This is a genomic window from Cellulosimicrobium sp. SJTW-1 (genome assembly GCF_047716875.1).
GTDB classification, from domain to species: domain Bacteria; phylum Actinomycetota; class Actinomycetes; order Actinomycetales; family Cellulomonadaceae; genus Cellulosimicrobium; species Cellulosimicrobium funkei.
Genome location: NZ_CP136680.1, coordinates 3,495,937 through 3,509,044, shown reverse-complemented (window position 1 = coordinate 3,509,044; position 13,108 = coordinate 3,495,937). Strand labels below are relative to the sequence as shown.

Here is a 13,108-nt window from a genome sequence, read left to right as displayed (position 1 = left end):
GTTCCCCGGCCCGTGGCGCGACGCCGTGCCACGATGGACCCATGGCCGTCTTCGCCTTCTCCGTCGCCCCGCTCGGTGCCGGCGAGTCCGTCGCGGACTCCGTCGCCGAGGCCGTCCGCATCGTCCGCGAGTCGGGCCTGCCGAACCGCACCACGTCGATGTTCACCGAGATCGAGGGTGACTGGGACGTCGTCATGCCCGTGATCCAGCGTGCGACCGAGGCCGTCGGCGCAGGCGGTCACCGCGTGTCGCTGGTCCTCAAGGCCGACATCCGCCCGGGTCGCACGGGCGAGCTCACGGGCAAGGTCGAGCGCGTCGAGGAGCGGCTCGCGGCCGAGTCGGAGGACACCGGGCACGCCTGACCGGGCGGGTGACGCGCGGGCCGGAGACGGGGGCCGGACGGCCCTTGCGCACCGGTTCGCCCGCTTCGAGGGACTTGACCCGCCCCCGTAGGCTATGGCGCATACGCCCCCGCCCAGGTCGCGTTTCCGCTGCTGCAGGAGAACCCCCGATGCCCCTCTTCGAGGTGGACGCCGAGCGTCCCGTACTGGTCCAGCCGCCCCAGCAGGCCGGAGCATTCGGGACGGACGCGCAGCGGGTGGTGGACGGCAACCTCGAGGGACTGCTGGGCGAGCAGATCTTCCCGGTCGCGCAGGGCACGTCCGACGACGAGCCGCACCTCCTCGCGCTCGACGCGGCGGGGCTCCCGGTCGTCATCGAGGTCACGGCCGAGCTCACCGAGGAGGCCCTGACCGCGGCGCTCAACCACGCGGGCCGCGCCGGTCGCCTCACGCGCGCCGAGCTCGCCGCGCGCTACACGGGCGGCGCGTCGCGCTTCCAGCAGGACGTCGCCGCGTTCTACGACAACGTGCCACTCACGCGCTCGCAGGCGACCGCGCGCGCCACGGGCGCGCGCCTCATCGTCATCTGCTCGAGCGCCGCGCCCGGCATCCAGGACGCGCTCGACTTCCTGCGCCAGCCCGGCTCGCCGGTCGCGGTGCTGCGCCTCGGCGTGGTCCACGGGGCCGACGGCCGCCGCTTCGTCGACGTGTCCCCGCTCGCGATGACGCGCGACAACCCCGCGCCACCCGCGGCACCCGAGCCCCCGCGGGGCCGTGCCGTCGCCCCCGGTTCCGACTTCGCGGACGGCGTCGCCGTGGGCCGAGCCCTGACCGGCAAGTTTCCCGTGGTGACGCGTCAGGCCGCGAGGTCCCGGGCGGAGCGTCGCCGGGCCGCCGAGCTGGAGCCCCGCACCACCTACGGCGTCGCGCCGTCGTCGGCCGACGAGACGGGCCAGCTCGCCCCGCTCACCGCGACGGGCGAGCCGCGCCGCGCCGAGCCGCCCGTGCTCGACTTCGTCCCCCTGGACGACCCGCTCACCGCGCGCACGGCGCCCGAGCCCGCGCCGACGGCCTGGGCCGACCGCCGCCCGGTCGAGAGCGCCGACGAGGCACCGGCCCCGCGCACCTCGATCCTCACGCGCGAGTCGATCCGCACCCGGGAGTCGATCCGGACGCGCGAGTCGTACCTCACGCACGAGTACGGCGACCAGCGCAGCCCGGCGCAGGAGCGCCCGTACGACCCGCTGTCGTACCACCCGCCCGTCGACCTCGGCACGGGTCCGGACCTCCCGTCGCCGAGCCGCGACGTCGCGCCGGTGCCGTCCGCGCCCGCGGCCGACCTGCCGCTCGGCCCCGAGGACGATCCGGACCTCGTCGCGCTCGCCCGCGCGTTCGGCGCCCCGCGCCAGCTCGTCTGGTCGCGGCCCCGGCGCGGGCAGCGCTTCGAGGCGGTGCTCCAGCCCGACGGCTTCATCGAGCTGTCCGACGGCGCCCGGTTCCGCCACCCGGACCTCGCCGCGGTCGCGGTCTCCGGCACCCACACCGCCGATGGCTGGAGCGTCTGGCGCCTGGGCACCGACGACGGCCCCACGCTCACCGACGCCTTCCGCGAGCACACCGCCTGAGCCCGCCGGCCGGGACCGCTCCCGGCGTGAGACGGGAGAAGTGGCCCCTGGAGGACTCGCCGCAGGGGCCACTTCTCGCATCTCGCCCCCGGCGACGACGTCGTCCGCCGGGTGCCCCGGGGCTGGAGGCCCGGGCCGAAGCGCTCCCGTGCTCAGTCGGTCCTCCGCACCATGGTCCGGATCCCGACGGCGAGCCCGACGGCGGCCGTCACGACGGCGGCGACCCACCCCCACGCGACGGCGGACGCCGTGAGGTCGCCGGCGAAGAGCGCGCGTTCGGCGTCGACCACGTAGCGCAGCGGGTTGACGTCGGACGCGACCTGCATCCAGCGGGGACCCGTCTCGAGCGGCAGGAGCATGCCGGACAGGATCATGAGCGGGAAGACGAGCGTCTGCTGCACGACCCAGAACATCCAGTCCTGCTTGCGGACGGCGAGCGCGAGCGCGTAGCTGAGGGAGCCGATCCCCACGCCGAAGACGGCGAGCAGCACCAGCCCCACGACGGCGCCGGCGGGGTGCAGCTCGAAGCCGAACGGCAGCATGACGAGCACCACGACGACGGACTGCGCGACGATCGGGACCATCTCCTTGAGCGCGCGCCCGACGAGGAGCGACGCGCGCGACAGCGGCGCGACGAGCATCCGCTCGTGCGCCCCCGTCTGCAGCTCGACGAGGAGGTTCGCGCCCGTCGTGGATGTCCCGAACAGCGTCGTCATGACGAGGATCGACGGCACGAACCACTGCCAGACGTTGCCGCCCAGGACCTCCTGCCCGGTCGTCGTGCCGCCGAGCGACCCGACGAGGAGCGGTCCGAACAGCGCGAGGAAGACGATCGGCTGGACGAGCCCGAAGAGCACGGAGAACGGGTCGTGCAGCACGGGCCGCAGCTCGCGCACGAGCACGATGCCGGTGTCGCGCGCGAAGGCGGCGAGGCCGCGGCGCGGGGCGTGCGCGCGGCTCGGTGCCGTGCGCGGGGTGGTCGGGGTCGTGGTGACGGTGCTCATGCTGCGGTCCTCTCGGTGGGGTGGGCGTCGGCGCCCGTGGTGGCGCCCGCCTCGCGCAGGCTGCGCCCGGTGAGGGCGAGGAAGACGTCGTCGAGCGTGGGCCGGCGCACCTGGGCGGTGTCGACGGCGATCCCGGCGGCGTCCGCCGCGCGCAGCAGCCGGGGCAGGTAGGCGTCGCCCCGCTCGGCGCGCACCTCGAGCGCGGGTGCGCTGCCGGGCCGGGCTTCGGGCCCGGCGTCGGGCCCGACGGCGCCCGCGTCCTCGGGCGTGCGGGCCACCTCGCGGAAGCCCTCGACGCGGCGGGCCAGCCCGGTGAGGCGGGCGGCGTCGTCGTGCGCGCGACCGCCCGACGGCGCGAGCGTCACGAGGACGCGGTCCCCGGCGAGCTCGGCCTTGAGGTTCGCGGCCGTGTCGTCGGCGATGACGCGCCCGTGGTCGACGACGACGACCCGCTCGGCCATGGTGTCGGCCTCGTCGAGGTAGTGCGTCGTGAGGACGATCGTCATGGGCTCGCCCGTCGTCGCGCGGGCGTCGTCGCGCATGCGCAGGACGTGCTCCCACAGGTTCGCGCGGTTGTGCGGGTCGAGACCCGTGGACGGCTCGTCGAGGAAGAGGAGCGACGGCGCGTGCACGAGACCCATGGCGACGTCGAGCCGACGGCGCTGCCCGCCGGAGAGGTCGGACACCTTGCGGGTGCCGTGCGCCGTGAGCTCGAGGGAGTCGAGCAGCTCGTCGGCGCGTCGCCGGGCGGTCCGGCGGTCCAGCCCGTGGATGCGGCCCTGGCTCGCGAGCTCGTCGACGGCCCGCTGCGCGTGCCCGGCCCCGTTGCCCTGCCCGACGTACCCGATGCGGTGGCGGACGGCGTCCGGCTCGGCGACGACGTCGTGTCCCGCGACGGTGGCGGTGCCCGACGTCGGCCGGGTCAGCGTGGTGAGCATGCGCAGGGTGGTCGTCTTGCCGGCCCCGTTGGGGCCGAGGACGGCGACGAGCTCGCCCGGCGCGACGTCGAGGTCGATGCCCCGCACGGCGTGCACGGTGCGGCTCTCGTCCCGCCCGACGGCGAAGTCCTTGGTCAGTGCTCTGGTCCGGATCACGGTGCTCCTCCTGGAGTGCGGTGCGTGCGTCGGGAACGACTCTGCTCCGGGTAGCGGACAGGTCCGGTCCTCTACCGCGTGCGACGCTGGAGCCATGCTCGAGACCTCGGGACGACTGCTGCGGCTCCTCTCGCTGCTCCAGGCGCGCCGCGACTGGCCCGGGGCCACGCTCGCGGAGCGCCTGGAGGTCAGCCCGCGCACCGTGCGGCGCGATGTCGACCGGCTGCGCACGCTGGGCTACCCGGTACGCGCGACCAAGGGCCCCGACGGCGGGTACCGGCTCGACGCCGGGGCGGACGTGCCGCCGCTCCTGTTCGACGACGAGCAGGCCGTCGCCGTCGCGGTCGCCCTGCGCACGGGTGCGCTGCCCGGGGTCGAGGACGCCGCGGCCCGGGCCCTCGCGACCATCCGGCAGGTGATGCCCGCGCGGCTGCGGGCGCGCATCGACGCTCTGGAGGTGACCGCCGTGCCGGGGCGCCGGGAGCAGGAGCTCCCCACCGTGCGTCCCGACGTGCTCGTCGCCGTCGGGACGGCGGCGACCGAAAGACGCGTGCTCCGGTTCGACTACGACGGCGGCACCGGCGAGGTGCTGCGCGCGCCGGGGGCTCCGGAGGGCGCGGGGTTCCGCGCCCCGCGGCGCGCGGAGCCCCATCACCTCGCGACGTGGGGCGGCCGGTGGTACCTCGTCGCGTGGGACCTCGACAGGGAGGACTGGCGCACGTTCCGCGTCGACCGGATGGTCCCGCGCGAGGGCACGGGGGCACGGTTCGCGCCGCGCGCGCTGCCGGCGCCCGACGTCGCGACGTTCGTTGCGGAGCGGTTCGCCACCACCAGCTACCCGGTACGCGGCACCGTCGAGCTCCACGCGGACGCCGCGACGGTGGCGCGCTGGGCAGGCGCGGACGCGGTCGTCGAGCCGGCGGGGGAGGGGCGGTGCCGCCTGACGACGGGCTCCTGGTCCTGGGGCGGGCTCGCGGCCCGGTGCGCGATGTTCGACGTGCCGTTCGACGTCGTCGGGCCGCTCGAGCTGCGCGACGCCGTACGCGTGCTGGGGGAGCGCGCGCGAGCGGCGGCGAGGGGTGAGCCGGGTCACGAGGGAGCGAGTTGACCTCCTGGCCCACGACCCCGTAATGTTCTCGAGGTCGCCCGGCAGGGAGGAACAGACACCACGGCATAGCTCTTCGGAGCAGATGCGAAGTGGCTGGTCCCCCGGGCGAAACTCCCACCAGATTTCTCGGAGCACAGTGCTGCCCCGTGAGTGCGGTGAGGGTGTCTGGATCAGGTACATTTCTGAACGGAAATCCGGTTTTCACCGGTCCGGGACGAACGGCCGGGTCTGGTAGGATTCAGAACGAAGGAAGCGCCCCGCGCAAGGGCCTCGGGAACGAGGTCGGAGGCGGTGTGTGTCGGTTGTTTGAGAACTCAACAGTGTGCTTGTTAGTCAATGCCAAATTTTTGTCCCTGTGGCATGGCTGGCCTGGTTGCCCGTCCGGGTGGTTGGGTTGGTTGTGTCTGGGATTCCTTTGGTTGATTTCGGAAGATGATGTCATCTTTCGTGTTGATGCCAGTTTTGTGAACCCTGTTGGGGTTCGCTTCGTATGGATTGTTCACTGCCGGGTTTGTCCTGGTGGTGGGCGTTGTTCATTTACGGAGAGTTTGATCCTGGCTCAGGACGAACGCTGGCGGCGTGCTTAACACATGCAAGTCGAACGATGATGCCCAGCTTGCTGGGCGGATTAGTGGCGAACGGGTGAGTAACACGTGAGTAACCTGCCCTTGACTTCGGGATAACTCCGGGAAACCGGGGCTAATACCGGATATGAGCCGTCCTCGCATGGGGGTGGTTGGAAAGTTTTTCGGTCAGGGATGGGCTCGCGGCCTATCAGCTTGTTGGTGGGGTGATGGCCTACCAAGGCGACGACGGGTAGCCGGCCTGAGAGGGCGACCGGCCACACTGGGACTGAGACACGGCCCAGACTCCTACGGGAGGCAGCAGTGGGGAATATTGCACAATGGGCGAAAGCCTGATGCAGCGACGCCGCGTGAGGGATGAAGGCCTTCGGGTTGTAAACCTCTTTCAGCAGGGAAGAAGCGCAAGTGACGGTACCTGCAGAAGAAGCGCGCCGGCTAACTACGTGCCAGCAGCCGCGGTAATACGTAGGGCGCAAGCGTTGTCCGGAATTATTGGGCGTAAAGAGCTCGTAGGCGGTTTCGTCGCGTCTGGTGTGAAAACTCGAGGCTCAACCTCGAGCTTGCATCGGGTACGGGCAGACTAGAGTGCGGTAGGGGAGACTGGAATTCCTGGTGTAGCGGTGGAATGCGCAGATATCAGGAGGAACACCGATGGCGAAGGCAGGTCTCTGGGCCGCAACTGACGCTGAGGAGCGAAAGCATGGGGAGCGAACAGGATTAGATACCCTGGTAGTCCATGCCGTAAACGTTGGGCACTAGGTGTGGGGCTCATTCCACGAGTTCCGTGCCGCAGCAAACGCATTAAGTGCCCCGCCTGGGGGAGTACGGCCGCAAGGCTAAAACTCAAAGGAATTGACGGGGGCCCGCACAAGCGGCGGAGCATGCGGATTAATTCGATGCAACGCGAAGAACCTTACCAAGGCTTGACATGCACGAGAAGCCACCAGAGATGGTGGTCTCTTTGGACACTCGTGCACAGGTGGTGCATGGTTGTCGTCAGCTCGTGTCGTGAGATGTTGGGTTAAGTCCCGCAACGAGCGCGCAACCCTCGTCCCATGTTGCCAGCGGGTTATGCCGGGGACTCATGGGAGACTGCCGGGGTCAACTCGGAGGAAGGTGGGGATGACGTCAAATCATCATGCCCCTTATGTCTTGGGCTTCACGCATGCTACAATGGCCGGTACAAAGGGCTGCGATACCGTAAGGTGGAGCGAATCCCAAAAAGCCGGTCTCAGTTCGGATTGGGGTCTGCAACTCGACCCCATGAAGTCGGAGTCGCTAGTAATCGCAGATCAGCAACGCTGCGGTGAATACGTTCCCGGGCCTTGTACACACCGCCCGTCAAGTCACGAAAGTCGGTAACACCCGAAGCCCATGGCCCAACCGTTCGCGGGGGGAGTGGTCGAAGGTGGGACTGGCGATTGGGACTAAGTCGTAACAAGGTAGCCGTACCGGAAGGTGCGGCTGGATCACCTCCTTTCTAAGGAGCTACCAACCCTCGCCTTGCCGGTGTTCGCCGGTGGGTGGGTGGTTCAGGTGCCACGCCATCGCCGTCCGTGTGGTGGGTGGTTGCTCATGGGTGGAACATTGACGAAAGAGCTTCTTCGGTCTTGCTGGTGTCAGTACCTGCCGGCTCGCACGATCCTCTCGGGGTTCGTGCGGGTGGTGGTGGAACATCACGGGTGTGAGACTGGGGGGCTTGTCGAGCACACTGTTGGGTCCTCAGGTCACCGGCCACCGGTTGGTGGGGTGCCTGGTACGGGCCGGTCCTTGGACCACGAACCGCTTCGTCTGCGCTCTTGTATGAGGGTGTGGGTGGGGTAGGCGGGTCTGGTGGGGTCGGGGTCGTTGGTTGTTTGAGAACTGCACAGTGGACGCGAGCATCTTTGTAAAGATCAAGACGCACCCTTTGGGGTGTGGTTCTTGGTTCTCTGCAGTTTTGTTGTTTTTGTTGAAGTTTTTAAGGGCACAGGGTGGATGCCTTGGCACTAGGAGCCGAAGAAGGACGTGGTAGCCTGCGATAAGCCTCGGGGAGCTGGCAAACGAGCTGTGATCCGAGGGTTTCCGAATGGGGGAACCCCGCACGAGTCATGTCGTGTGACCCGCACCTGAATATATAGGGTGTGTGTGGAGGGAACGTCGGGAAGTGAAACATCTCAGTACCGACAGGAAGAGATATTCCGTGAGTAGTGGCGAGCGAAAGCGGATGAGGCCAAACCGGGCGCGTGTTCAAGCTGTCAGGCGTTGCGTGTTCGGGGTTGTGGGACCCTTCTGGTGGATCTGACAGTCCACCGGGGAGTAAGAAAGCCGTGTCATAGTCGAACCGCATTGAAAGGCGGACCACAGACGGTGCGAGTCCGGTAGACGAAATGGTGCGCCTCCCGAAGGGGATCCCAAGTAGCACGGGGCCCGAGAAATCTCGTGTGAATCTGGCAAGACCACTTGCTAAGCCTAAATACTACCTAGTGACCGATAGCGGACCAGTACCGTGAGGGAAAGGTGAAAAGTACCCGGGAGGGGGAGTGAAATAGTACCTGAAACCGTGTGCCTACAATCCGTTGGAGCCTCCTTGGCTGGGGTGACAGCGTGCCTTTTGAAGAATGAGCCTGCGAGTTAGTGCTCAGTGGCGAGGTTAACCCGTGTGGGGAAGCCGTAGCGAAAGCGAGTCCGAACAGGGCGCCCATAGTCGCTGGGTCTAGACCCGAAGCGAAGTGATCTAGCCATGGGCAGGTTGAAGCGCGGGTAAGACCGCGTGGAGGACCGAACCCACCAGGGTTGAAAACCTGGGGGATGACCTGTGGTTAGGGGTGAAAGGCCAATCAAACTTCGTGATAGCTGGTTCTCCCCGAAATGCATTTAGGTGCAGCGTCACGTGTTTCTTGCCGGAGGTAGAGCTACTGGATGGCCGATGGGCCCTACAAGGTTACTGACGTCAGCCAAACTCCGAATGCCGGTAAGTGAAAGCGTGGCAGTGAGACTGCGGGGGATAAGCTCCGTAGTCGAGAGGGAAACAGCCCAGACCACCGGCTAAGGCCCCTAAGCGTGTGCTAAGTGGGAAAGGATGTGGAGTTGCACAGACAACCAGGAGGTTGGCTTAGAAGCAGCCACCCTTGAAAGAGTGCGTAATAGCTCACTGGTCAAGTGATTCCGCGCCGACAATGTAGCGGGGCTCAAGTACACCGCCGAAGCCGTGGCATCTGCGCTCAACTCAGGCCTTCGTGGTCCAGAGGCGCAGGTGGGTAGGGGAGCGTCGTGTGGGCGGTGAAGCCGCGGGGGAACCCAGCGGTGGAGCCCACACGAGTGAGAATGCAGGCATGAGTAGCGAAAGACGGGTGAGAAACCCGTCCGCCGAATGACCAAGGGTTCCAGGGCCAGGTTAATCCGCCCTGGGTAAGTCGGGACCTAAGGCGAGGCCGACAGGCGTAGTCGATGGACAAGGAGTTGATATTCTCCTACCGGCGAAGAACCGCCCATACCGAGCCCGGTGATGCTGACCGCCCAAACCTGCCCATCGACCCTTCGGGGTCACCGGGCAGGGGCGCGCGGGACCCAATCCGGTAGTAGGTAAGCGTATTAACAGGGGTGACGCAGGAAGGTAGCCCGGCGTGGCGATGGTAGACCACGTCCAAGGCTGTAGGCCGTCGGGTAGGCAAATCCGCCCGACATCAAGGCTGAGAGCTGACGGTGAGCGCACAAGCGCGAACTGGGTGATCCTATGCTGCCAAGAAAAGCCTCGACGCGAGGTTCTAGCCGCCCGTACCCCAAACCGACTCAGGTGGTCAGGTAGAGAATACTAAGGCGATCGAGAGAATCGTGGTTAAGGAACTCGGCAAAATGCCCCCGTAACTTCGGGAGAAGGGGGGCCCGAAGCGTGAACACCCTCGCGGTGGGAGCGTGGACGGCCGCAGAGACCAGGGAGAAGCGACTGTTTACTAAAAAACAGGTCCGTGCGAAGTCGCAAGACGATGTATACGGACTGACGCCTGCCCGGTGCTGGAAGGTTAAGAGGACGGGTCAACCCTTCGGGGTGAAGCTCAGAATTTAAGCCCCAGTAAACGGCGGTGGTAACTATAACCATCCTAAGGTAGCGAAATTCCTTGTCGGGTAAGTCCGACCTGCACGAATGGCGTAACGACTTCTCCGCTGTCTCAACCGCGAACTCGGCGAAATTGCACTACGAGTAAAGATGCTCGTTACGCGCAGCAGGACGGAAAGACCCCGGGACCTTTACTATAGCTTGGTATTGGTGTTCGGTGCGGCTTGTGTAGGATAGGTGGGAGACTGTGAAGCCCGTACGCCAGTGCGGGTGGAGTCAACGTTGAAATACCACTCTGGCCGCTTCGGATGTCTAACCTCGGTCCGTGATCCGGACCAGGGACAGTGCCTGGTGGGTAGTTTAACTGGGGCGGTTGCCTCCTAAAATGTAACGGAGGCGCTCAAAGGTTCCCTCAGCCTGGTTGGCAATCAGGTGTCGAGTGCAAGTGCACAAGGGAGCTTGACTTGAGACTGACAGGTCGAGCAGGGACGAAAGTCGGAACTAGTGATCCGGCGGTGGCTTGTGGAAGCGCCGTCGCTCAACGGATAAAAGGTACCCCGGGGATAACAGGCTGATCTTGCCCAAGAGTCCATATCGACGGCATGGTTTGGCACCTCGATGTCGGCTCGTCGCATCCTGGGGCTGGAGTAGGTCCCAAGGGTTGGGCTGTTCGCCCATTAAAGCGGTACGCGAGCTGGGTTTAGAACGTCGTGAGACAGTTCGGTCCCTATCCGCTGCGCGCGCAGGAAACTTGAGAAGGGCTGTCCCTAGTACGAGAGGACCGGGACGGACGAACCTCTGGTGTGCCAGTTGTTCCGCCAGGAGCACCGCTGGTTGGCTACGTTCGGAAGGGATAACCGCTGAAAGCATCTAAGCGGGAAGCCTGCTTCAAGATGAGGTTTCCATACCCTACGGGGTGAGAGGCACCCAGCAGAACACTGGGTCGATAGGCCGGACGTGGAAGCGGGGACGAAAGACCCGTGCAGCTGACCGGTACTAATCAGCCGACAACTTCAACACCAAACACTTTGCTACGCGTCCACTGTGCGGTTCCCGAACCACCAACACCACACCCCACACGGGGTGCCCCAGGTGTCGAGGAGGTTCAACAGAGTTACGGCGGTCACAGCGAAGGGGAAACGCCCGGTCCCATACCGAACCCGGAAGCTAAGCCCTTCAGCGCCGATGGTACTGCCCTGGAGACGGGGTGGGAGAGTAGGACGCCGCCGGACAACCCTTCACCGAAGGCCCACCCCACACGGGGTGGGCCTTCGGCATTTCCGCATACCCCCACACCACGCGAGGGACGCGCTAGCGCCGGCACGTCCGGGGCCGTCGTCGGCCCCACGGACGGTCGCACCGGGACGCGAGAGCGGCCGAGGAGCCCTTAGGACCAGCCGTACGCCGCCGACCAGCGGACGATCTCCGCGAAGAAGCGTGCCCGGGGCTCCGGCGCCGAGAGCGACAGGTCGTGGATGCCGCCGGGGATGCGGACCAGGGTGACGACGCGCCCCAGGTGCGAGGCCCGGCGGGCGAGCGGCTCGACGTCGAGCACGATGTCTGCGGCGCGCATGTCCTCCGTCCACCGCGTGCTGAACAGCGACCTCTCGGCGAGGAGCACCAGCACGGGGCAGTCGATCGCCAGGCCGGCGGCGACGCGCGCGTGACCGGAGATGATCGCGCGCAGCCATCCCGCGCGGACGGGGAACGACGGAACGGGACGCCATGCGTCGTCGATGGTCCACGTACCGTCCTCCCGGTCCCGCAGCGTCCGGGCGTAGTAGCCGGGATCGACGTTGGGGAGCGGGGCGCGGGGCTGGAAGCGGGCGAGTTGGCGGATCGCGGGGCCGGAGACGGTCCGCGCCACCGACGAGCCCTGCAGCTCCAGCCACGGGCTGTTGAGCACCAGGCCACGCACGACGCCGGGGTGCCGGTGCGCCCACAGCGCCGCGACGAGACCCCCGGTCGAGTGCCCCATGAGCATGATCGCGACGTGCGCTCCGAGGTCCTCCCGCACGACGTCCAGCGCGGCGGCGATGTCGGCGTCGTACTCCTCGAGGTGGTCCGCGTACCCGGGGGTCTGGTGCGGGCGCAGGCTGCGACCGTACTTGCGCAGGTCGACGGCGTAGAACGCGGCGCCGAGGCCGTGCCAGGTCTGGGCGAGCTCGGTCTGGAAGAAGTAGTCGCTCCAGCCGTGGATGTAGAGCACCGCGCGCGCGGGGCGCAGGGGCTCGTCCGTCGGCGGGACGTGCCGGACGACCGTGACCACGACGTCGCCCTCGTCGTCGGGCTCCAGCTCGACGGTGCGCTGCTCGAACCCTGCCCCGAGCACGTCGGGGGCCCAGGCCGGGGACGTCACGGCGTGAGCACCACCTTGCCGAAGTGGTCGCCGGCCGCGAGCCGCGCGAGGCCGTCGCGCGCGCGGGCGAGGGGGAGCACCTGGTCGACGACGGGGCGCACCTCGCTCCGCGCGAGGAACCGCAGGAGAGCGGCGAGGTCGTCGCGCGAGCCCATGGTCACGCCCTGCACGCGGATCTCGTGGAAGAACACGCGCGTGAGCTCGGCGGGCGACGCGTCGCCGCTCGTCGCGCCCGCCACGACGACGGTGCCGCCCGGCCGCACCGACCGCAGGGAATGGCTCCACGTGGCCTGCCCGACCGTCTCGACGACGACGTCGACGGGCGCGGGCAGGCGGGCGCCGGGCTCGAACGTCGCCGCCGCCCCGAGGCGGGCCGCTCCGGCGCGCTTCGCCGCAGAGCGGGACGTCACCCAGGTCTCGAGCCCCGCGGCGGCGCCGAGGGCGACGGCCGCCGTCGCGACCCCGCCGCCCGCGCCCTGCACGAGGACACGGTCGCCGGGGGCGGCGCCACCGGCGGTGAACAGCATGCGATAGGCGGTGAGCCACGCCGTCGGGATGCACGCGGCCTCGACGAAGGTCAGCTCGGGCGGCTTGGGGACGAGGTTGTGGCTCGGGACGGCGACGCGCTCCGCGAGCGTGCCCGGGTACCGCTCGGACAGCAGGGAACGACGCTCGGTGGGCCCGACGCCGTGCCCGTCCGCGCCGACGACCGCGTGCACGACGACCTCGGAGCCGTCGGGGGCGACGCCCGCGGCGTCGGTCCCGAGGATCATGGGCAGGCGGTCGGCGGGCAGCCCGACGCCGCGCAGCGACCAGAGGTCGTGGTGGTTGAGCGACGCGGCGCGCACGTCGACCGTGGTCCAGTGCTCGCGGGACGCGGGCTCGGGGCGGTCCCCGACGACGAGGCCGGCCAGGGGGTCGTCGGGATCGGTGCGGTCGGCGTAGGCGGCGAGCATG

7 protein-coding genes and 3 rRNA genes are annotated in these 13,108 nt (G+C 68.1%); 6 read left to right on the top strand and 4 right to left on the bottom strand.

The genetic code is table 11. The features are described 5' to 3' along the window. The first annotated feature begins 41 nt into the window (after positions 1-41). Both RSE42_RS15740 and RSE42_RS15735 read left to right on the top strand, forming a co-directional pair. The gene (locus tag RSE42_RS15740) at positions 42-362 is read left to right on the top strand and encodes an MTH1187 family thiamine-binding protein (protein ID WP_021483491.1); all 321 of its coding nucleotides are present in this window, start codon (positions 42-44) and stop codon (positions 360-362) included. 149 nt (positions 363-511) lie between these two features. Continuing rightward, complete coding sequence (locus RSE42_RS15735) at positions 512-1,966, top strand: hypothetical protein (protein ID WP_144721876.1); 1,455 nt, start codon at positions 512-514, stop codon at positions 1,964-1,966. A gap of 152 nt (positions 1,967-2,118) precedes the next feature. Here RSE42_RS15735 and RSE42_RS15730 read toward each other — a convergent pair whose 3' ends face one another. Further along, a complete protein-coding gene (locus RSE42_RS15730; protein ID WP_415297036.1) occupies positions 2,119-2,970 on the bottom strand; it encodes an ABC transporter permease in 852 nt (283 codons plus the stop codon). After that, on the bottom strand, positions 2,967-4,064 hold the full coding sequence (locus RSE42_RS15725; protein WP_415297034.1) for an ATP-binding cassette domain-containing protein: 1,098 nt from the start codon (positions 4,062-4,064) through the stop codon (positions 2,967-2,969). Before RSE42_RS15725 ends, RSE42_RS15730 begins: the two co-directional genes overlap by 4 nt. A gap of 94 nt (positions 4,065-4,158) precedes the next feature. Between RSE42_RS15725 and RSE42_RS15720 the strand changes: the two genes are divergently transcribed. From RSE42_RS15720 to rrf, 4 genes are all read left to right on the top strand, one after another. Then, on the top strand, positions 4,159-5,172 hold the full coding sequence (locus RSE42_RS15720; protein ID WP_415297032.1) for a helix-turn-helix transcriptional regulator: 1,014 nt from the start codon (positions 4,159-4,161) through the stop codon (positions 5,170-5,172). Between the two features lie 536 nt (positions 5,173-5,708). Next, positions 5,709-7,236, top strand: a 16S ribosomal RNA gene (locus RSE42_RS15715). A 470-nt stretch (positions 7,237-7,706) separates the two neighbouring features. After that, positions 7,707-10,812: ribosomal RNA gene (locus tag RSE42_RS15710) — 23S ribosomal RNA — on the top strand. A 95-nt stretch (positions 10,813-10,907) separates the two neighbouring features. Then, positions 10,908-11,024, top strand: a 5S ribosomal RNA gene (gene rrf / locus RSE42_RS15705). The 16S, 23S and 5S rRNA genes sit together here, the layout of an rRNA operon. Positions 11,025-11,179: 155 nt before the next feature. Here rrf and RSE42_RS15700 read toward each other — a convergent pair. Together RSE42_RS15700 and RSE42_RS15695 are read right to left on the bottom strand one after the other, a co-directional pair. Next, positions 11,180-12,151, bottom strand: a complete 972-nt coding sequence (locus RSE42_RS15700) for an alpha/beta hydrolase (protein WP_415297030.1) — start codon at positions 12,149-12,151, stop codon at positions 11,180-11,182. Beyond that, positions 12,148-13,107, bottom strand: a complete 960-nt coding sequence (locus RSE42_RS15695) for a zinc-binding dehydrogenase (RefSeq protein ID WP_415297028.1) — start codon at positions 13,105-13,107, stop codon at positions 12,148-12,150. The genes RSE42_RS15700 and RSE42_RS15695 overlap by 4 nt, the downstream gene beginning before the upstream one ends. Position 13,108 lies beyond the last annotated feature (1 nt).